The sequence below is a fragment of the Desulfosporosinus sp. FKA genome (assembly GCF_002196785.1).
Classification (GTDB): Bacteria; Bacillota; Desulfitobacteriia; order Desulfitobacteriales; family Desulfitobacteriaceae; genus Desulfosporosinus; species Desulfosporosinus acididurans.
In genome coordinates this window covers 1-22,611 of record NZ_NAHZ01000029.1, presented here as the reverse complement: position 1 = coordinate 22,611, position 22,611 = coordinate 1, and the positions used below count along the sequence as shown (strand labels likewise).

Genomic DNA, 22,611 nt, shown 5'->3' with positions numbered 1-22,611 from the left:
GTTTTAGCCCTCCTCCAGACTCTTAATCAATTCAGCATTTTCATGACTGCCTGTAAGCTCTAAGAAGATATCTTCCAGGCTTTCTCCTTCACGTCCTACTTTCTGCCGCAGCTCTTCAGGGCTGCCCTGAGCAATCAGTAAGCCATCTTTAAGAATGCCTACGCGATGGCACATTCTTTCGGCTATCTCCAGTATATGTGTGGATACAAAGACAGCAGCTCCTTGTCGAGCCATTTCCTGCAAAACATCTTTGAGCAAACGAGCACTTCCCGGATCAAGACCAACAGTAGGCTCATCGAGAAGAATTACCTTTGGCTGATGGATAAGAGCTGACGCCAAGACCACCTTTTGGCGCATGCCATGAGAATAGCCTTCCAGCAACTCATCCGCTCGTTCTTGAAGTCCGAACAAATTCAGCAGCTGTTCTGCTCTCTCTTTCACGACATCCTTTGGTACTCTGTAAAGGGCGGAAATGAGGTGCAAGAATTCTCGCGCTGAAAGCTTACCATATAATTTGGGCTGATCAGGCACATAGGCCATTAATGACTTAGCTTGAGCAGGCTGTTTGCTAATATCATAGTTACAGATCAAGGCCTCTCCTTCACTAGGATCCAGCAAACCGGTTAACATTTTAATTGTCGTGGTTTTCCCAGCGCCATTCGGTCCCAAGAAACCGAATATTTCACCGCTCTTAACATCTAAATCAAGCCCCTTTACCACAGATACCGCCCCATAGCGTTTCGTCAATCCATGAGTCTTGATTAAAACAGATTCCACAATTACAGCTCTCCTTCTCATTTTTCCTAGATTATATTGTAAAAGTTATTTTATCCAGTTTTTAAGGCCCCCACTTATAAGTAGTATTATACATTTGTCCAAGGAATTAATCCCCAAAAATGAATGATCGCTAATAACGCTGAATCCAGAGGGCAAGAGCCATCAGAATATTCCATGTCCCGTGAGCTACAACAGATGGCCATATACTAGAGGAGCGTTCATAAAGCCATGTAAGAACAATCCCCCCAAGAAATAAAGGTAAAAACCGAATTAAGTCAAAATGTAACATCGCAAAAAATATTCCTGTGAGAACTATTCCTCTGCCCTTACCATGAGCTTCCCGCAGCGGCGGGAAAATTAAACCACGAAAGAGCATTTCTTCTTTAATTGGTGCTATGACTCCTCCCAATAAGATGAGGAGAGCGAATTCCCAAGGATGGCTCGCCCCCTTAACAGCAATGGCAAAACTCTGTGGGGCAGGAATACCTAAAATTTTGGTCAATTCGTTCCCCAACAAACCAATACTGATAAACAAAAAGAATCCCGCCCCTAATCCTAAAAGCAAAAAACGTTTCTTGGCTCTCACAAAACCCAAATCTGAAATGGGGCGACGAATGAGGCGCATAAAGACCAAAATAACAGTAACGTATAAAAAGACATCTCCTAAGCCAACTCCCAGGAATCTTAACATTCCAGGTAGCGAAACGAGATCCTTAGGGGTCTCCAGCCAGCCAAGAGGAAATTCAAGAAGCGTGACTAGAGCTATCAAAAATAATCCTTGCCAGATGTTCCAGACTGGGTGTCTTGGAGGTATTCGAGAGTCTTTCTTTTTAACTTTATTAGCCATAGTGCTGTCAACCTCAATCTCATGATACTTGAACCCTACCTTTTTCAATTCTAAGGGTTCCCAGCTCTAATGTCCAGAGATGAGAAAAGAAGGGGTCCTAAATTAGGAAACTCCCCCTTCTTATGTTTCAGTACTGTTTCTGTATAGTAAACCTTAAGTAAATCAAAGGTTAAAAGTATAAGTGGTCACTTAGTGATTCTAAGCTTTTTTTCGCCAAATTTTAAGTTTCTTGGCCTCTTCTATAAGTTCCTCTCTGAAATCAGGATGTGCAATTGAAATCAGTGCTTCTGCCCGCTGCCAAGTAGATAGTCCTTTCAAGTTAACCTTTCCATACTCAGTAACGACGTATTGGACCGTTGGTCTCGTATCCGTGATTACAGAACCCAAAGTCATAGTACCTTTGATTCTGGAGTGAATGTTACCTTCTTTATCTTTGTAGGTAGAAGGCAAGCAAATGAAGCTTTTGCCACCTTTAGAATGGTAAGCTGCTTCCACAAAATCCAGCTGTCCGCCAGCTCCGCTGATCATACTTGATCCGGCGGATTCAGAACAAACTTGACCAGTAAGATCGATTTCCAAAGCACTGTTGATTGAAACAAATCGATCGATCTGAGAGGCTATAAAAGGCATGTTGGAATAGTCAACCGGGTAGCCCGCTAAAGACGGGTTATCCCGCATGAAGTCATAGAGTTTCTGAGTACCCGCAGCAAAGGAATAAACAATTCTGCCGCGGTCTAAGTTTTTACACTTTCCCGTGACCTTACCCGCATTCACCATATCTACAAAACCGTCAACCAGCATTTCCGTGTGAATCCCCAGATCCTTTAGATCTGACTCGGCAATCATTTGGCCTAAAGCATTCGGCATTCCGCCAATACCAAGTTGGATGCATGCACCATCATGAATTTCTGGCAGGACATAAGAAGCGATCTGTCGGTCAATATCCGAGGCAGGAGCTGAGGGCAGGATCGGAAGACCTCTGTGGCCGCCTTCAACAACATAATCCACTTTAGAAATATGGACCATGTGATCATAACCGCCATGAACCTTAGGCATATCTTCGTTTACTTCAACGATAACATTACGGGCCTTTTCAATCGCCGCAGCATAGTGTGAAATTGACACGCCAAAACTGAAATAACCATGTTCATCCATCGGAGCTACTTGAATAGCTACAACATCTGTTTGTAAGTTTTCACGTATCCAGCGAGGCATTTCTGAATATTTAAGCGGTATATAATAAGCTAAACCTTTCTGAGCCCATTTTCGTTCACGTCCGCCAAGATGCCAGCTATTCCAGGTAAAATGTTCTCCAGTAGGGTCACTCTCAACACAAGCTATCGGAGTTAAAATGACACCTCCACGCATATTTACGTCATGAAGTTCATCTTTGCGCCGTGCCAATGCTTCATCTAACAGAGTCGGCATGCTGGCAGCCCAACCAAATTCCACCCAATCTCCACTTCGAACCACTTTTACTGCTTCATCAGCTGAAACACATTTTTTCTGATACTCTTCCCTAATCAAATGCTGCATCCCCCTTACTTAATTCCATGAATCTCTCGCTCCCAGAACAAAGCCCTAAGTACCGCATATACCTGTCCAAGAATTAGTTAATTCGGAGAGTAATGAATTATCTTTGCAATTTCCATGCCAATGACTATTCAATGGATTCCGAATCTTTTGTTTAGTATACAACAAGCCTTTAAACAGGAAATATCTAGTTGAAAGTTCCGATTTATCAGATAACATTGTCCACTTTCGTGGACAGTTAAAAATTTCAATATCTTGTTGTAGGCTGACCTAGCTTTCATTTTTCCGCAATGTCTACTTACAGATACATGTGTAGAAAAGTTTACATTCATTTAAAAAGCAGGTTAAAGTTTTAATGCTTAACCTGCTTTTAAATAAGTTGAATTTTGTCATACTTTAGGCTATATATTAAAATCAAGGCGTTTTAGGTCGCTATTTTAGGAATTCAGACATATAATTATACTTTTTATGCTCCCATACTCTCAACAATTGCCAGAGCCATTTCTTGAGTTCCAGACATTCCTCCTAAATCAGGAGTAATATACTCTCGATGGGTTAAAACATTGTATATGCCTTTCTCAACTCTCTGAGCTTCCTTAACAAATCCCAGATACTTGAGCATTTCAACCCCTGAGAGAATCATCGCCAGAGGGTTCGCAATATTTTGCCCGGCAATCTGAGGAGCACTGCCATGAACAGCTTCAAAAACAGCTCCCATTTCTCCAATGTTTGCTCCCGGAGCAACTCCTAAACCTCCAACCAAGCCTGCGACGAGGTCAGATACAATATCACCGTACAAATTCGGCAGGACCAGCACATCGAACTGTTCAGGAACTTGTACCAAGTTCATGCACAAAGCATCAACAATCCGATCTTCACATTCAATGTCAGGAAAATCCCGGGCCACATTCCGGACACTTTCCAGGAAAAGTCCATCACTCAACTTCATGATATTGGCTTTATGGACAATTGTCACCCGTTTTCGTCCTTCCCGCCGGGCAAGTTCAAAGGCATACCTGCCAATTCGTTCAGATGCTTCGCGGGTGATTACTTTGATTGACTCTGCGGCATGATTGCCAACGTTATGTTCAATTCCGGCATAGAGGTCCTCAGTATTTTCGCGGACAACTACGATATCAACATCTTGATATTTTGAGGCTACATTCGGCAGATTGCGCAAATGGCGTACATTGGCAAAAAGCTGTAACTGCTGCCGCAGGGATACATTGACACTGCGAAATCCCTTGCCAACGGGAGTAGTGATCGGTCCCTTGATGGCAACTTTATTGCGGCGAATTGTCTCCAATACTTGCTCCGGCAAAGGGGTGCCATATTTGGCAATACAAGCCTCTCCTGCTTCAACGACTTCCCATTCCAAGGGTGCCTGACTCGCCGTAATAACTTTCTGGGTAGCCGCACTAACCTCAGGTCCTATCCCATCACCAGGAATCAATGTTACCTTAACTGTCATTGAATATACTCCCTTCTGTTGAAGAAAAACCAGCGTCTAAAGAGGCGGCTTACTTGCCGCCTTTTGAACTTGGTCTAAAGATTATTGTTTTTTTTGTTTTAACATATCCCCATAAATATAAACCAGCTCTTTGTCAAACAAGGAACGTTTCATATCAACTGCCAGTGCACGTACTTTTTCAAGCATTACGACGGCTTCTTCTTCAGTAATTTCTTTGCCATATTCTTTAAATTTAGCTTTAATCGAAGCAGTTCCGGAGTGTTTGCCAATTACAATCTGACGTTCCAGACCGACATCTTCCGGACTGAACGCTTCGTAAGTTCTAGGATTCTTTAAGGCACCATCAGCGTGGATTCCTGATTCATGAGCAAACATGTTGCTTCCCACGATAGATTTCCAAGGAGGAAGCATGCGGCCTGAAGCACGGGCAATATATTCAGAAAGTTCAACAAATCGTTCGGTAACAAAGCTTAAATCGGTGTCCAGCAAGAACTTAAGAGCCATAACCACTTCCTCTAATGCCGCATTACCGGCTCGTTCACCTAAACCGTTGACAGTCACTCCAACGTGAGAAGCGCCAGCCTTAACGCCTGCTAAAGCATTGGCTGTGGCCATGCCGAAATCATCGTGGGTATGCATTTCAACATTGATTCCTGTTTTTTCGATTAACGTTTTTATATTATCGTAGGTGGTGAAGGGATCAAGGATTCCGACAGTATCGCAATAACGCAGGCGATCTGCACCCGCTTTTTTAGCTTCTTTAGCAAATTGGACAAGGAAATCCATACTGGAACGAGAAGCATCTTCAGCATTGACAGAAATATACACCCCTTCTCGTTTGGCAAATTCTGTTGCCTTAATCATCCGCTCGAGAACATCTTCGCGAGTCGTCTTAAGTTTATGTTCAATGTGAATATCCGAAGTAGAGATTGAAATGGCCACTGCATCAACACCGCAGGCAAGAGATGCTTCAATATCTGAGATCACCGCTCGATTCCAACCCATAATACTTGCTTTCAAGCCAAGTTTGGTTATCTCACTGATAGCCTTTTTTTCATCCCCTCCCATGACAGCGACCCCTGCTTCAATCTGATGCACACCAACCTCATCGAGTAAACGAGCAATGCGCAATTTCTCTTGATTGGAAAAAACGACTCCCGCCGTTTGCTCCCCATCCCGTAACGTTGTATCTACAATCGTTAAATGTCTCAATTGGACACACTCCTCTTCTTCAACTTATAAATATGCTATATTACGTAATCAATATTTATTCTCTATACTAGCATAATACCTCTTAACTTTGAAGAAGCAGAAAATGCGTATATTGTATACTTTACAAATTAATTGATAGAGAATTTAGATTTAACTTTTTGCAATATTTTTTATTTTTAATTACCTATTTTTCTTATTTCCTTATCATTATCTTATCTAAGATAAAATATGACATAATTTTTAAGATTTTATTTTTAAGATTTATCCAGTTTTTAAGACCCCACTTCTTGTAAGTGGGGGTGGGTCGTTAAAAGGAGTTGACCTACTATAAATTATGATAGGCCAACTCCCTATGATATCGTATGCAGAACAAAATAAACCAGGTAGAGTCCATCCTTCAGCGCGATAGCATTTGTTATGGAAAAATGCATATTAGTCTGACAGTTTCTTTTTAAGCAGCTGATTGACAAGGCCCGGATTCGCTTGTCCTTTTGTCGCTTTCATAATCTGACCGACTAAGAAACCAATAGCCCGTTCTTTTCCGGCATGATAATCTTCAACGGATTGGGGATTAGCAGCAATTACCCCGTCGATGATTCCCAGCAGCGCGCCTTCATCGCTAATTTGGGCAAGTCCTTTTTCTTTAACAATCTGTTCGGCATCCTTGCCGGAAGCATACATTTCTTCTAAAACAGATTTAGCAATTTTGCCGCTCAGGGTTCCCTTATCAATGAGCTTAATCAATGCCACCAACTGTTGGGCCGAAACAGGCGAATCCGCAATTTGGCATTGATTGCTGTTCAGCAAGCGTGTCAAATCCCCCATAACCCAATTCGCTAAGCTCTTAGCCTCTGCACCTTGGGCTAAACCCTGGTCGAAATAATCGGCCATGGCTTTAGTTTGAGTAACTACTGCCGCATCATAAGCTGATAACCCTAACTCTTGCAAGCGGTTCCTGCGTTCCCGCGGGAGTTCCGGCAAAGTTTTGCGAATCTCTTCCACCCATTGCCGGTCTATGACTATAGGCACAAGATCAGGCTCGGGGAAATAGCGGTAATCATGAGCCTCTTCTTTGGAACGCAGAGCTAAGGTAATTCCCCGTCCTTCATCCCAAGTCCGAGTTTCCTGAACCACTTCTTCCCCGTCATCAAGGGCACGTGCCTGACGGGCAACTTCATATTCCATGCAGCGCCGGACGGAGCTGAAAGAATTAAGGTTTTTAGTCTCCGTTCGGGTTCCAAAGGTCGCTGAACCAATGGGCCTTAAGGAGACATTGACATCGAAACGGACTGAACCTTGTTCCATACGGCAGTCGGAAACGTCTGTATACTCCAGGATCTGAACCAATTGTTCCAGATAGGCTAAAACTTCCGGAATCGAACGCAAGTCAGGTTCGGAAACGATCTCCAAAAGAGGAACTCCTGCACGGTTATAATCGACGGAAGAGGCCTCTGAGGTTGTGATGGTTTCCCCGCTGTGGACAAGTTTCCCGGCGTCTTCTTCCATATGAGCGCGGGTAATTCCTATCCACTTTTTCACTCCGTCAACTTCAATTTCCAAACCGCCATTCTTACAAATCGGCAGATCAAATTGGGATGTCTGATAGTTTTTGGTCAAATCCGGATAATAGTAATTCTTACGGTCAAACTTGGAAAAATCGGCAATCTCACAGTTTAAAGCTAAGCCTGCTCGAATAGCGTAATTGACAACTTCTCGGTTTAAGACCGGAAGCGTCCCCGGCATCCCTAAACAAACTGGGCAGACATGGGTATTTTGTTCTCCCCCAAACTCCGTTGTACAACCGCAGAATATTTTTGTTTTCGTTTGAAGTTCTACGTGAACTTCTAAGCCACAAACCATTTCATAACGATCAGCGACTACCACGCGCAAGCACCTCCCCGGAAAGATTCGGTTTTAACGTGTGATAATTTGTAGTTTGCTCGAAAGTATAAGCCACACGATACAGTGTTCCTTCATTAAAAGGTTTGCCCATCAATTGCATGCCGATCGGCAGACCATTAACGAAGCCTGCAGGAATTGAGATAGCCGGAATCCCTGCCAGATTAATTGGAACCGTTGTAATGTCCGAAAGATACATAGTTAAAGGATTGGATTTTTCGCCAAATTTAAAGGCCGGTGTCGGTGCCGTGGGGCCCAGCAAGACATCAAATTTTTCAAAGGCCTGATCAAAGTCTTGTTTGATTAAGGTCCGAACTTTTTGGGCTTTGAGATAATAAGCATCATAATAGCCGGAACTCAAAGCATAGGTTCCCAGCATAATTCTGCGCTTAACCTCCTGCCCGAATCCTTCTGCCCGAGTCTTCCGGAACATACCTAAGACATCGCCGGCTTCAGCCCGATAACCATAACGAACTCCATCATAACGGGCAAGGTTGGAACTGGCCTCGGCAGTTGCGATCAAATAATAGGCCGGGATAGCATATTCTGTGTGGGGCAAAGAACATTCGCCCACTTCAGCTCCCAAACTGCGCAGGGTTTCGACGCATTTTTGGATTCCTTTAGCGACCTCCGGGTCAATTCCTTCCCCGAAATATTCACGGGGAAGGCCGATTTTCAAGCCTTTAATATCATCGATCAGGAATTTCGTATAATCAGGCTTATCATAGCGAACTGACGTGGAATCCATGGCATCATACCCGGCAATTGCATTCATTACCAAAGCATTATCCCGAACGGTTTTGGTTAAAGGTCCTATCTGATCAAGGGAGGAAGCATAGGCGATAAGGCCAAAGCGAGAGACGGCTCCGTAGGTTGGCTTCAAGCCAACGACGCCGCAAAAGGCTGCCGGCTGACGAATCGATCCCCCGGTATCAGACCCCAGGGAAAAGGCAGCCAAGTCAGCTGCGACAGAAACTGCCGCGCCGCCGGAAGAACCTCCGGGAACACAGTCTAAATTCCAGGGATTGCGCGTTTTCATATAGGCTGAATTCTCGGTCGAAGAACCCATGGCAAACTCATCCATATTTAATTTGCCTAAAAGAATGCTTCCGGCATCCTTTAAACGCGTTGTTACCGTAGCATCATAGGGCGGATAAAATTCTCGGAGTATTTGGGAAGCACAAGTTGTTCGTACGCCTTCCGTACACATATTGTCTTTCATAGCCATGGGGATTCCTTCTAAGGCTCCCAGTTCATCTCCCCGAGCAATCTTTTGGTCAATCTCTGAGGCTTGGATTTGAGCGTCTTTTTCTAAGACGGTTAAATAAGCCTGTAAATCTTGATCTAAATCCCCAATTCGCTCTAGGTAAGCGTTCGTTAATTCAGCAGCGCTAACTTCTTTATGGATAAGAAGTTCATGGAGCTCACTTATCGATTTCTCAACTATCATAAATGCCAGCCCCTCCTTTCTATGTGAGACTAATTCTGGGAACTCTAAAAAATCCTTCTTCGGCATCCGGGGCATTTCTTAAGGTTTTATCGTGGCTGATTGAAGGTTTTACTTCGTCCTCCCGCAGCACATTATGCAGAGGAACAGCGTGAGCCGTAGGGACAACCCCTTCGGTGTCCAAGCGTTCCAGCATTGCAGCATAATCTAAAATTGAGTTCAGCTGCTGGGTATAGTCTTGAATCTCTTGTTCGTTTAACTCTAAACGTGCCAATCCGGCGACATATATAACGTCTTCACGTGAAATTGCCATCAAATTCACCTTCCTTTGACTATTTTTTCGCTATCTATTTATAATAGCAAATCTGGAAGATTGGGGCAACATATGCAAAACATGCAAATAGGACGGTTCTTTGGGACATCCCACCAGGATGCCCCAAAGAACCGTCCCTGGTTCCTTTTCCATTCTTCTTCAACGTTTTATCCCCTAGTCCTGCTGTTTCAGCAAGGCCTCAAACTGATCTTCGGTTAAAACTTGTACTCCGAGCTCTTGAGCTTTGGTCAGCTTGGAACCGGCTTTCTCCCCGGCTATAACAAAAGCTGTCTTTTTACTCACCGAGCTCGCTGCTTTGCCACATAAGTATATTTTTATTTCAAGACTTTTGTTTAGAAAGCTATGTAAAGCATACTATATAATCAACCTAATGTCACTTTAACATCTTATTATCTATATTAAATAGAATACTTTGATAAGCTTCCCGCACAATACGGACAACCTTTTCCTTTTGTTTTTTTAACCATATGAGCTATATCTGCAATCCATTCATGACCTTTTTCGCACTTCCACCAATACTTTTTAAGAGAACTGCCTACATGAACAGTGTCTATATCAATAGTAGCATTTTTTTCACAGTTCCATTTTTCGGCAATATCTGGATATAAAACTCTTAATGTATTTTCACCTTTTTTAACTTGTGCTCCAGTACAATAAGGACATTTCGGATTTCTTGTAAAGTCACATATTCTAGTCTTCCAAGAATGCCCTTTATCGCATTTCATCCATATCTTTTCTAGACTATATGGCAAATAATCACCTGGACCAGTATCGTTTTTATCATAATCCCAGAATTGATTAGATTCTTTACATATTGTTCCGAGGTCACTTTCTCCAATAATAGGTTTTTTACCAGAACAGTACGGACAACCTTGGGCATTAGTTTTTCTTGTCCTATCGCTAACTCTCATCTTAAACTCATGACCTCTTGGACACAACCACCAATATTTAATATTAGTTGCTTTTGGAATAGTATTGGGCTTAATGTCACCGTTTTTAGTCGGATGCCATTCTTTTGCTATATCAGGTCTAAGAGAAACTAAATCTGTTTCACCTTTAATAACCTGTTGACCCGAACAATAAGGGCAACCTACTCCACGAGACGTTCTTGCATTGATTATACTTTCGTATTCATGTCCTTTCGGACACAACCACCACACTTTTTTATTACTTCTTGCTTTAAAATCCTCTGGTTTTAAACCATTATTTTTATTAGGATGCCATTCTTTTGCAACATCTGGATAAACTGTCGATAAATCATTTTCTCCTTTTATTGGTATATTCCCTGCACAATAAGGACAATTTTGCCCTCTAGTCCTATGAGAAGGAGTGCTTTTCCATCTATGGCCTTTTTCACATATCCAATAAAAGGATTTGCCACTTCCAATGGTTATATTATCAATTGGAAATTCATCATTATATTCTTTAGCTAATCTGGGAATATCCTTTATATATTGTTTCTTCCTCATTACCACTCATCTCCTAAAGATTGTTTAATCTCTCCATAAACCTTTTACTGATTTTTTCCGAATCTTTGCTTGAATGAATCTTATGTGCATCTTTTGTTACATGAGAAATACTTTCTTGAATATCCGTCATAATTCTTTTAGAATTGATTATTTCTTCCTCATCATTTTCAAACACGCCACTGTATTTCATTACTACTTCAGCCTCTTTATCCCATAAAAGATGAACAACATCATCTGATTGCTTAACAGATTGAGTAAGTTTATTAATTATTTCTCTTTGTTCATTAACCTTGTTTTTTAAGCCTTCCATATTTTCATCAGAATTTTGGGACATTTGATTGTAAAGCTCTTCGAATCTTTTCAATTCGATATCTTTTTCTCTAACCAGTTCTTTTAATGCCAAGCTTTGTTTTAAGAGCTTTGTATTACTGTCAGCCATATCTTCCATTAGCGTATTTAGATTTGCGAGTGCTCTTCCTAATTGTTCTTTAGTCATTGATTGATATGATTGAATATTGATTTGAGTAAAAGTTGTAACCGCTGATGTTAATTGTTTCTCCGAGTTACTAGAAATCGCTTCATTTATGTCTTTAAGATATTCCTTGGCTTCTGAATTTCTGTTAATAACGTAGTATTTAAAATATATTAGGCCAAGTTTCGTCCTCGCATATTCAGCAATTTTAGAAGAGTTCAACAGTACAGTCCCGCCAGTAAACGATACATACATGTCAATTACATTCATGATGTCTTTAGTTGAATAATGCTTGGGTCTTCCCATTTCGGCCATTATATTTTTCCACCCTCTTCCAAGTCCCTAACATAACCATTTTGTAGATTTTCCACTTGCGATGCTAACTTACTAGCTAATACTCTAAATTCATCTTTATTTTTATTTATTCTAGTAGAATTGAGCCATATTTTTAATCTTTCAATTGTTTCTTCTACAGTTTTTTCCTGTTCCTTTCTTATCAACTTACTGTCTTTTTCCGACTTGAAATAATTACACTTTTCACACTTACCAGCAACCGCAAAACAATCTGTTACGTCATGCTTTAATACGAATAGTTTTGAATAACATAATCCCCCATCAACTTCTAAATGCGGGTCTTCCTCTCCAAATAACAACACCGATGTATTGGTATCTATTATCCCCAACATTTCCACTTTCTCTGGTTTCGACATTTTATAAAGGCTATATGCTCGACATTTAATGAGATTCCTCATATTTCCAGCATAATGGTATATCATATCGGGACTTTCATGTCCTGTAATCTCTTTAGCCATTAGGATATTACAACCATTAAGAAGCATATTCTGCATTGCTATATGTCTTGAATCGCCAAGTAATATTCTGACTATCTCGAATTTGTTCAAACGTTTTAATTCACCATTTATATCAACCTTCAAAACATCTTCTTTACTGAGAACTTTGTATCCGTATTTCCTCCCAATTATATATTTAAAAAAACATTCCATAAGTAATGTCATATGAGATACTTTAAGATGACCCATTCTTTCCAGATTGGTTTTAGTAGTATTATTTAACATGGTAACGAACATATCATCGGAAAACAGGCTATCTATTTCTGCTTCATTAAATTTAGTTGCTCTATCTTTATAATCTTGAATCATTGAGATAATCGTATCGTTAACGGCATATTCATATATCTTGTAATCTTCATCTAAACTGTACTTATGAACTTTTCCTGCCCTGCCTTTTAAATCTGTTCTTCTAACTTTTAGCATCCACTTATTCTTTTCTTTACGGAAACAAATCTTTGGGATAACAGTAAATTCAGTAACTCTAAGAGGAATTATCATGCTTATGTTCCACCATAAATATATAGGATAGTATAAATTCTTTTCATCATCAGAGGCATCTTTCCAAAAATCATTAAGTATCTCGTCAAACAAAAAATAACTTTCATATTCTGCTAGTGCCCTGCGTCTGAATTTTTTATGGGTATAGTCTATGCTTTCAATAATAAGTTCTTCATTTGAATATGGAAATATATCGATAAAATCGCTTACTCCCGTACCCTCAAGAACTTCATGTTGTTTAGGAATTACAAGGAAGCAACTGGTTTCTACTATAGCCTTTTTTATGTTTGCCAAAATCACTTTAAGTGTTTGTATTGAATAATGCCCCAGACAAAAGCATATAAAATATTTCAAAATATCAACAAATTCTTTTGCGGTATATGATTTAAGGTGTTTTTTTATAAAGATTTCATTTACTTCAAAATTAAGTCCAATAACATCTATTTCATTAGTTATTTTCCATTTGTTATTAGCAAACTCACTCAAAATAATCCCCTTACTTTGATACTCATTGAAGATAGAAATGGCAATATTTTCCTCTTCTTCTGTTATCCTTTTAATTATTTTTTGTTGTATTATTCTCCCTTCATTACTAACAAATACAAGCATTGCCATCTTTATCACCACCATTAAACAACTTTTTGTAATCTTCTATATCCTGTCCGTATACATACTTAACCGTAACCAATAACTCATGAACCGTAGGATATAATTTTTTTTCCAATATCGCTGTTCTTTTTATCTTTTCTGCCTGAGTCTTAGCTATATCTAATGAATGCTCCTGGAATCTAATCTCATCGTGTAATTCCATGAGAAATCCTTTGACATACATTTCATATCCACAGCCGATACACGTTTCACGAGATTTTTCAGAGCATTCTTTGCTAAAAGCCTTTCTCAAACAAGTAACGCCTTCATTTTTTCCAATACATTCCCCGTTTATTATGCTATTAAGAGCGTCTCTTATTAAGTTGTGAATATTATCCTCATTAGCCCATTGAATAATTTCTTCTACTTTTTCTTTTGTATTAACGGAAATTGTATCATCAATCTTTATAAGATTTTCTATGTCATACGCCTTTAAGGGAAGATTATTCATTATGATTGTCTGTTCTTTGATGTTGGCCTTTTCAAATTCTTCTTTCGCTAATACCTTACACAAAAGATATGGAACAAAGCTACAAACACCTCTTTCGAAGAGAACAACTGTAATATCATCAACAGAATATCCGTCCATCTTAGCTTGTAAATATCTTGAAGTAACTTGTGGAATTCTATTTATCCCTCCCGTGTGACTTCTCGCAAATGAAGCAATTAAATATCCATCAGTGCCCAATTCTTCCCCTGTGTCAGAAAGCATTGTCATATGAGATTTAGTTGCTCTTAAATTCGACATTATATGTCCTGCAAACAAATCATTATAATCATTACCAAAAAACTTAATAAGACTATCTATATCTAACTTTTTTAAATGACATAGTAGAGCATCTTTATATTGATTGTTATTTATCTGATTATGTGCCTCACATACCATAATAAGCATACCTATGACTGGACTAAGACTTTCTGGAATATATAATCTTAATGGCGACGAATTTTTATGCCGTTTAATTTTACTCGGCTTTGAAGGCTTGTAATTAACTCTCATCGTGATTTCATCAGAAACTAATTTAAATTGTTCATTTGTCAACGTACCAGAAGCTATATCCTCTAATACTTGTTTAGGTGGTCTATCAAGTCTAATTCTTGGGATTTCTTCGATAATATCTTTTGTTCTCCAATCACATACAAAATGCATGGCATGATACAGCCAAATCTTTGCATTTCGTTCTTTTAAAATAGCCTTTTGAATCATATTATGGCTTTTCCAATATTCTTCATTAAAAATCATATACGCAAGTTTTAGATATATTTCTGCATCGTAAGGGGTACTATCTTTCTTGTTTTTAACTTCCGTGTCATATTGAAGAACAGTATCACTTTTACATGTCACATTATTCTGCATATATGTATATAACGATATAAGATTGGTACATCCTGCTTTTGTCATATCTTTTGAAGCCAACTTGATATATTTGGAAATTTCCTCATCGGTATATAAACTCAAATCTTTTACTGATGTAAGTCTTAAAAAGTTAACGGCTTCAACGTAGGAACATAATGTTTTCTTATCAACGTACTTGATATATTCTTTAATAAATTTAACCGTCATCTTCTTATTCTGAAAGGCTGTATCATTACAGAGTATTTCAACTTTCACGTCATAGGGTTTTTTATAAAGTAATAAATAATCTTTAATTCCTTCTTCAAATAAATTTCTATCTTTTTTGTAAATATAGAAATTCAAAGAATCATAAATTTTATAAACTGGGTGGGTCATACAAGTAACGCCAAAGAAATTGTTACCAGATACAAATGTAATTAATTTATTGAGATGGGCACAGGACGTGCTATCCATGTTTGAATTTAATTTTCTAACCAATTCTTCAACAATTTCTCTAAAGCCTATTATTTGTTTGGATTCTTTTATGGACTCTTCGAGAAATTTTTTTTCAATATATTTGCGACTATTTTTTTCAATTAGTACCGTTCCACGGTATTCTAAATTTCGTTTCAAAGAACAGTATGAAATTCCGAATTCCTTAGCATATGAACTTATGGAGGTATATTCTTTTCCATCAATTTTGCAATACATAATTAAAATCCTTCCATTAAAATCCTATTGATAATTTTATTTGCCACAATATCATTTGCCTTCTGGTATTTCTTCATTATCTCTCCTTTGTTTTGGAGATAAGTATATGCAGTCTGAAGGGAAGTGTCCCCACGCCAAAAAGCTATCCCGTCCAAATCTTCTCCATTCAAAACAAGTTGAACTGTAAACCAGTGTCTAAAGGCATGTAATCCCCAATTGTTTTCGTTCAGCAACATGCCATATGTTTTCAATTCCCTATCATCTGATTTTAATAATTCTGGTACTACTGTATTAAACATGATTTCCTTGATTCTCTTGCAATAAGACTGTTTAGATAAAGCCATTTTCTTACCAGTTTTAGATGACCTGTACATATTAACAAACATGGGGGCTTCTGGTTCAATATCATCAGCATTAACCAATTTCAAATGAGCTTCATATGCCTCCTGTATAGCATCCAGAAATATTGGATATACAGCTTGTGTGCGTTCCCTTTTTATATTGCCAGTGGTCTTGCCATCACTTCTTAGTAAATATTCTTTTGTCAAATCCACTTCGAAACTTGTAAATTTGCCATTTTCCTTAACATATCTGATACCGCCATAGTAAATGCTGTTTGCACGGCGTACATTAACAGCTTCGCCTTCTCGTAATCCTGCAAATAACTGTAAGAGAGCACCAAAAAGCAAGTCTGGAGCTTCTCGCCGTATTGCCCGCAATATAATAGGAATTGCTTTCTGAGGAATATCCCTAATAAGATTATTAGGCTCATCACTTAGATAGGTTGCGTCGATTTCATACTCCCAGATAGTCTTAATTGTCCTTTTTCTAACAGGGGACTTATTTTTAGCACTCTCTTTTACTAGGACCTTCTTGACATAATAGTGCGTTTTATAATCACTCCTTTTATTACCAATGTTTTTCATAAAATGACAAACAGCATTTCTCTCTTTTTCAACAGATTGTCTGCTTGGATAATTCCCTGTATAATTCTTTGTTCTTGAGTATTCATTCATATAGTCCACAGCGGATTGAAACGGTATATCTGTTATCCTGTCTACTTTGTATCTGCTATGATGTATAAAAAGGGCGTATGTTAGAAAATTGCATGCTCTTCTGACAGAATCATTATCCAAATAATATGCATGTCTAGACCCCCTAACCGCACCGATATATTTGTGAAAATCCGTTAATCTAAGCATTATTCCATTAAGTTCTATTGATATTAAACACCACTCGTGCTTTGTGCCGTTTTCTTCTGCCCAAGCATATCGGTACGGAGCAAACATCAATTGATGTAATATTTTTGTTTTTTCCACCATAATCCTCACTTTCATCTCTTAATGCAATTTAAGTCGCTCTTTGCCTTAAATACATTAGTATATAGATTGTCCAACCAACGCTAACACGTTTTATACCAACAACCTCTTTAAGGCGTTGATGGTATACCCATTAGATAGATGCTATAGTTCGAAAAACGTTATTTATATAGATATAATTTTTTCAAAACCTTCCGATATACTAACTTCTGTGAAATTTGACATTCGTATTATTACGTCTTCTGGAACTCTTCTTTCTGAATTCCTCTGGGCGTTTCTGATTAAGCATATAGACAGTGGCGTTTTAAATACAACTGCAACTGCAATTGAGTTATTTCTTTTAGCTATGTCGATTACGCTTATTCTGTGGTCTTTGTTTATATTAGTGGCATCAAAAATAACATCTGACCCCGACTCTAACTTTCTATGAATTATATTTTTAGCAGTCTCAAACACCTCTCTATTTGAATCCAAAGAAAATCTATATGTTCCTGTCATCAATTTCCTGATTTCATCACTCGATACAATTCGAAAATTGGGTTTATCTAATACAAAACTATCCGCATATGTTGATTTTCCTGCACACGGAATTCCAATTAATATATATAAAAAATTTTTCTTGCATCTTTCATAGTTTCTCAACTTTACAATTTTCCCCATCCAAATTCCCCCGATATGTAAGTCTTATTTCCACTTAACTCAAGTAACAATCTTTTAAACTCTTACTTGACTTGTTTGGATTGGAAGTGCCTCAAATTCTTAAATAGGGCTTAAGATACTTAAATCTATTTTTTAGTAAAAATGTGTTGGACTAATGATGTGCAACCATTCTTTGTGTCTACCGAATTTTTTATAATCAATCCGTAAGTATCTTTTACGATTACATTCTGTTTTTCTATGAATCAGATGTTCGAACTTTTTATCTCTATAACACCAGGCTCGAAGCTTGGTTCTTTTACCACTCTTACCGATTATCGATATATTTGTCTCGACAACCCATTTTAAATAACTATCACTTTCCTCAAATTTACAAGAAAACATAGTTTCATATTCTATGGGAGTTAATTCTACTGAAAATCCAATTTCTTCTACAAAATTTATTCCCGTTAAAATCATTCCATTTCGAACTTCTAGTCCAAAGTTGTTTAAAATATTAATCAAAGCTTTTTCATACAATTTCTTATTAATATCATCTAAATTCTCGTACCCTTTAACATCTCTATAGTTAATCCCATGTAACTCCAGTAAATCATTTGTGTTTATTAATTTATAATTATCCAATCCCTTCTGTTCATACAGTTGTTCTAGTTGGAATAACTTCATTTATCTCCTTTACCCCCTCCGCTTCTTTGTATAACTAGTAATTATTGATATAAAGTTCAACCTCATCGACTATTATAAAGCAATTATTTATAATTTCCTCCAATTGCTATAATTATATTCGATATTATCTACAAAACTCCTTTTAGCAAAATACATTTATTTAAAATATTTTGATTAAAAATTAATTATAAAAAATAATTTACAATTAAATAGAATTAATATATTGTATATTTTATAATTACCTATATAATTTTTTACATCTTACTTAAGGAATAAATTTTAATCAGACAAAAACCAGAACTCATTGTTCTGGTTTTTTATCTGATTCTTCTTATATAACTCTTCGACAAAACAATCACTACTTTTTGCTGGACTAGATTTTTAAATATGCTAAAAACAGAAACTCATTTTCTGTCTAAACCCCTGTGATATAATATAATAAATCTGAACTTACTATTTCTTATCAAAATAGTTAATTTTGTAAGGTGGTAATTTTTTAATGAAAACCCCTAAAGTCTTAGATAATAAAAAAAGTAAAGTAGTTGATGAACTAAAGGAAAATGTTAAGAAAGCTTCTAAACTGTCTGTAATATCGGCTTACTTTACTATATATGCTTTTGCTGAGTTAAAAAAAGAACTCCTAAAAATTGATGAAATGAAATTTATATTTACCCAACCTACATTTATCAAAAATGAAAATGAACTTCAGAGGGAATTCTATATTCAGCACAATAGCAAAAAATCCATTTCTGGTAATAAATTTGAAATCAAGCTCCGTAACGAAATGCGTCAATCAGCTATTGCAAAAGAATGTGCTAACTGGCTACGTGAAAAGGTTAAAATTAAATCGTTAAAATATCAAAATCCAGCACAACCACGCTTATTCTATGTAGATAATGGCCCAGATAGTATTGCAATTAATGGCTCCATTGACTTTACAACTGATGGTTTTGGTATAACCCCCTCTAACCGAATAGATTATAATACCTGTATATATGGAAAAGAATTTACATCCATTTATCTACACATGTTTGATGAATTATGGAATGATAATTCTGCGGTTGAGGATGTTACAGAAAAAGTTCTTGAGCAAATGCAGATTCTTTATAAAGAAAACACTCCTGAATTTATTTATTTCTTGACCTTGTTTAATATATTTAGTTCCTATCTCGGAGAACTGACGGAAGATAATATTGTTAAATCAAGAACAGGATTTAAAGAAACACAGATTTGGAATAAACTTTATAAATTTCAAAAAGACGGCGTTATGGGTGCGATTGATAAAATCGAGAAATACAATGGCTGTATTATAGCGGATAGCGTTGGTTTAGGGAAAACTTTCACTGCTCTTGCCATTATTAAGTACTATGAGCTTCGTAATGACCGTGTACTGGTTTTAGCTCCTAAAAAGCTTCGTGATAATTGGACTATATTTACTCAAAATGATAGGAGAAATATTTTTTATACAGATAGATTCAATTATGATGTATTAAATCATACAGACCTAAGCCGTTTCAGTGGGTTTACTGGCGATATCAATTTAGCCACAATTAATTGGGCAAACTATGACCTTGTTGTTATTGATGAGAGCCATAACTTCCGCAATAACCCTCCCGTCAAAGGAAGAATTACACGTTACGAACGTCTTATGAATGAAATCATTAAAGCTGGCGTTAAAACAAAAGTCCTTATGCTTTCAGCTACACCAGTAAATAATCGAATGAATGACATCAAGAATCAGATTGCTTTCATTACCGAAGGTAGGAATAACGCTTTCACAGATGTTGGGTTGCAAAGCATTGAGCTTATTCTAAAAAAGGCCCAGACCGTATTTAATAAGTGGTCATCCCTACCCGACAATGAGCGTTCAACTGAACGATTCGTTGAGATGATGGATGTTGACTACTTTAAACTTCTTGACACGGTTACAATTGCCCGTTCACGAAAGCATATCGAAAAATATTATAATATAGCCGAAATTGGTAAATTTCCTAAGCGACTTTCACCTATAAACAAATACACTGAAATTGATACGAAGGATGAGTTTCCTCCTATCCAACAGGTAAACCGCAAAATTAAGCGTTTATCTCTAAGCATCTATTCACCAATTCGTTATCTTCTTCCTGAGAAAGTGGCAGAGTACGAAAGGAAATACGATGTCGCCGTTGGTGAAGGCCGTTCTGTATTCAGGCAAGCTGACCGCGAAACGCATTTAATTGGATTAATGCGAGTTGGCTTATTAAAGAGAATGGAAAGCTCGATTTTCTCTTTTGCACTCACTGTAGAAAAAATTGTTGGAAAGATTGAAAGTACAATTGACTTAATTGATAACAAACAATTTGAATATAACTCTGAAATGAACATCGAGGATATCGACCTTGATGATAATGAATTTGAAAATCTAATGTTCGGTAATAACGTAAAAGTTCTCTTGCAGGATATGGATTTAATTAAGTGGAAGCAAGCTCTTGAAGATGATAGGGACAAGCTTAAATTTATTCTTGTTGAAGCTAGAAAGATAACGGCATTAAGGGATAAAAAACTTCTTGAACTGAAGTCCATGATTCAAGGTAAGATGGCAAATCCTGTTAATGGCAACAATAAAAAAATCATTGTCTTTACAGCTTTTGCGGATACTGCTAATTATCTGTATGACAATATTGCTGATGAGCTATTAAAGAATGGTATTTATACGGCAATCGTTACTGGCTCAGGGAACAATCGTTCGACAATTCCTTTGGACAAAGAATCAAAGAGACAGATTAAAATGTCTGACCTTAGCTCGGTGCTTACACTATTTTCTCCAAAGTCAAAGGAATGTGCGAAGGTATATCCTTCAATACAGAATGAAATTGATGTGCTAATCGCAACCGACTGTATTTCTGAGGGACAGAATTTGCAAGACTGTGACTATCTTATTAATTACGACATTCATTGGAATCCTGTCCGTATTATTCAACGGTTCGGCCGTATTGACAGAATTGGTTCTTCTAATGAAGTTATTCAGTTAGTTAACTTCTGGGCAATGAAAGACCTTGATGAATATATAAATCTTGCTCAGAGAGTTAAAGGTCGTATGGTGTTGCTTGACGTTTCGGCTACAGGTGAGGAAAACTTAATTGAAGAGAATGAGAGTCAGGAAATGAAAGACCTTGAATATCGTAAGAAACAGCTTCAGCGATTGCAGACAGAAGTTGTTGACCTTGAAGATATTTCAGGAGGTATATCTATTACTGACCTTACGTTTAATGATTTCAAGATTGACCTGATGGAATATATGAAGGCGAATCGCCAAAAGCTCGATGATGCTCCTACTGGCTTATACGCCATCACGGATATTGATGAAAATATCCGTGATACGGTAAAACCTGGCGTTATATTTACCCTTAAACAGATTCAGGGCATTGAGCAGACAAAAGAGCAGAATGCTTTATTCCCATATTACATGGTCTATATCACTGAGGATGGTGAAGTAAAACTCTCATTCCTTCATGCTAAGAAGGTACTTGATTACCTAAAAAAGTTGTGCTCTGGCAAGAGTGAAGTCCTTATGTTGATTGTCAATGAAATTTGACCCCTTTTTCTAAATTTTTTTACTCAAAATTGACCCCCCTGATATAAACTTAAAAGCGACTCTCTCGTGAAAAATTTGGTAGTTTCTTTGAGGGTATCTACCGACGGTGTGAACAAATTTTTTAGAAATTGGCCTTGATGACTTATTCAAACTGTCAGTCGCATATCAATATACTTTTTTGAGTGATCAGGATGGGCTTATATGCTAACGGTATACACAGTTGACGGGCGCAAAATGAAGGTGATCTCTTGAAGAATCACATACCAGTTAGCGTCTAACTCTAATCGGCATGAAAACGGGGTTTTCCCGATATGCAACAGAAAGGATTCACCACAGTGCAGAGGATACGTCCGTCCACTTAGTTTTACATACCATTGGTCTTGCTCACGGCTGTAATGCAATGTTGTCTTTTTATTCACAGTTCGCCTCCTCGAAGTAGCCTAAGCGCTGAGAATTAAATAAAAGGATTTTTTCACCCCAAATAACCCCTTAATAAAATCAATGGACTGTTAAGGTGTAACCGTCTCGTTGTAAGCTTTCAGAGTCAATATGGATTGTTTTTGAGCTCTGTTCAAAAACAATATACTTTGCAATTTCGGTTAGGCGGTCTTTCATCAGGTCAATAATTATCGTATCAAAGATTAGATTAGCCGAATTAGATTTTACGTTAATCTTCTTATTTATGGGAGTTACCTTAGTAGCACATAACTCCTCTAAACTCATGAATTGATCCTCATTATTTTGAACTCTATATTTCTTGGCGCTACGATCATAAACATAGTTGGAATTATTTCGCAGTTTCCTCTGAAATGCTAAATAATTCATGTTGCACTCCTGAGTTATATATTCGATGGCAACCCCTTTACCTTGGGAATTAAATAGCTCAACGT

18 protein-coding genes and 1 pseudogene are annotated in these 22,611 nt (G+C 37.7%); 1 reads left to right on the top strand and 18 read right to left on the bottom strand.

From position 1 onward, the window contains the following. Positions 1-3 precede the first annotated feature (3 nt). The 16 genes and pseudogenes from B5771_RS12855 to B5771_RS12785 form a co-directional block, all read right to left on the bottom strand. A complete protein-coding gene (locus B5771_RS12855) occupies positions 4-777 on the bottom strand; it encodes an ABC transporter ATP-binding protein (RefSeq protein WP_088187870.1) in 774 nt (257 codons plus the stop codon). 130 nt (positions 778-907) lie between these two features. After that, the gene (locus B5771_RS12850) at positions 908-1,672 is read right to left on the bottom strand and encodes a type II CAAX endopeptidase family protein (protein ID WP_348982947.1); all 765 of its coding nucleotides are present in this window, start codon (positions 1,670-1,672) and stop codon (positions 908-910) included. A 150-nt stretch (positions 1,673-1,822) separates the two neighbouring features. Beyond that, positions 1,823-3,160 carry an acetyl-CoA hydrolase/transferase C-terminal domain-containing protein gene (locus tag B5771_RS12845; protein WP_047810152.1) on the bottom strand — a complete coding sequence of 446 codons (1,338 nt, stop codon included), beginning with the start codon at positions 3,158-3,160 and terminating at the stop codon, positions 1,823-1,825. Positions 3,161-3,623: 463 nt separating this feature from the next. Beyond that, the gene (locus tag B5771_RS12840) at positions 3,624-4,628 is read right to left on the bottom strand and encodes an isocitrate/isopropylmalate dehydrogenase family protein (protein WP_088187868.1); all 1,005 of its coding nucleotides are present in this window, start codon (positions 4,626-4,628) and stop codon (positions 3,624-3,626) included. A gap of 81 nt (positions 4,629-4,709) precedes the next feature. After that, on the bottom strand, positions 4,710-5,840 hold the full coding sequence (gene nifV / locus B5771_RS12835; RefSeq protein WP_088187867.1) for a homocitrate synthase: 1,131 nt from the start codon (positions 5,838-5,840) through the stop codon (positions 4,710-4,712). Between the two features lie 432 nt (positions 5,841-6,272). Continuing rightward, entirely contained in the window at positions 6,273-7,724 is a 1,452-nt protein-coding gene (gene gatB, locus B5771_RS12830; protein WP_088187866.1) for an Asp-tRNA(Asn)/Glu-tRNA(Gln) amidotransferase subunit GatB, read from the bottom strand. Next, on the bottom strand, positions 7,711-9,189 hold the full coding sequence (gene gatA, locus B5771_RS12825) for an Asp-tRNA(Asn)/Glu-tRNA(Gln) amidotransferase subunit GatA (RefSeq protein WP_088187865.1): 1,479 nt from the start codon (positions 9,187-9,189) through the stop codon (positions 7,711-7,713). The genes gatB and gatA overlap by 14 nt, the downstream gene beginning before the upstream one ends. A gap of 19 nt (positions 9,190-9,208) precedes the next feature. Beyond that, complete coding sequence (gene gatC / locus B5771_RS12820) at positions 9,209-9,499, bottom strand: Asp-tRNA(Asn)/Glu-tRNA(Gln) amidotransferase subunit GatC (RefSeq protein ID WP_088187864.1); 291 nt, start codon at positions 9,497-9,499, stop codon at positions 9,209-9,211. A gap of 174 nt (positions 9,500-9,673) precedes the next feature. After that, positions 9,674-9,820, bottom strand: a pseudogene (locus tag B5771_RS23880) (BRCT domain-containing protein); the annotation flags it as partial. A gap of 98 nt (positions 9,821-9,918) precedes the next feature. Beyond that, complete coding sequence (locus tag B5771_RS12815) at positions 9,919-10,989, bottom strand: zinc-ribbon domain-containing protein (RefSeq protein WP_088187863.1); 1,071 nt, start codon at positions 10,987-10,989, stop codon at positions 9,919-9,921. Between the two features lie 13 nt (positions 10,990-11,002). After that, the gene (locus B5771_RS12810) at positions 11,003-11,776 is read right to left on the bottom strand and encodes a hypothetical protein (RefSeq protein WP_088187862.1); all 774 of its coding nucleotides are present in this window, start codon (positions 11,774-11,776) and stop codon (positions 11,003-11,005) included. Continuing rightward, entirely contained in the window at positions 11,776-13,425 is a 1,650-nt protein-coding gene (locus B5771_RS12805; protein WP_088187861.1) for a hypothetical protein, read from the bottom strand. The genes B5771_RS12810 and B5771_RS12805 overlap by 1 nt, the downstream gene beginning before the upstream one ends. Then, a complete protein-coding gene (locus B5771_RS12800) occupies positions 13,403-15,505 on the bottom strand; it encodes a hypothetical protein (protein WP_088187860.1) in 2,103 nt (700 codons plus the stop codon). Before B5771_RS12800 ends, B5771_RS12805 begins: the two co-directional genes overlap by 23 nt. 2 nt (positions 15,506-15,507) lie before the next feature. Continuing rightward, complete coding sequence (locus tag B5771_RS12795; protein ID WP_140417732.1) at positions 15,508-16,824, bottom strand: site-specific integrase; 1,317 nt, start codon at positions 16,822-16,824, stop codon at positions 15,508-15,510. A gap of 165 nt (positions 16,825-16,989) precedes the next feature. Next, positions 16,990-17,484: an ATP-binding protein gene (locus B5771_RS12790; protein WP_088187858.1), complete on the bottom strand. Its 495-nt coding sequence runs from the start codon at positions 17,482-17,484 to the stop codon at positions 16,990-16,992. 132 nt (positions 17,485-17,616) lie between these two features. After that, on the bottom strand, positions 17,617-18,147 hold the full coding sequence (locus tag B5771_RS12785; RefSeq protein ID WP_088187857.1) for a hypothetical protein: 531 nt from the start codon (positions 18,145-18,147) through the stop codon (positions 17,617-17,619). A 499-nt stretch (positions 18,148-18,646) separates the two neighbouring features. Between B5771_RS12785 and B5771_RS12780 the strand changes: the two genes are divergently transcribed. Next, positions 18,647-21,721: a helicase-related protein gene (locus B5771_RS12780; RefSeq protein WP_088187856.1), complete on the top strand. Its 3,075-nt coding sequence runs from the start codon at positions 18,647-18,649 to the stop codon at positions 21,719-21,721. Positions 21,722-21,918: 197 nt separating this feature from the next. Here the strand turns inward: B5771_RS12780 and B5771_RS12775 are convergent, their stop codons facing one another. Continuing rightward, on the bottom strand, positions 21,919-22,140 hold the full coding sequence (locus B5771_RS12775) for a DUF5348 domain-containing protein (protein ID WP_088187855.1): 222 nt from the start codon (positions 22,138-22,140) through the stop codon (positions 21,919-21,921). Between the two features lie 79 nt (positions 22,141-22,219). Further along, on the bottom strand, positions 22,220-22,611 hold a 392-nt coding region (locus B5771_RS12770; RefSeq protein WP_088187854.1), incomplete at its 5' end, for a hypothetical protein.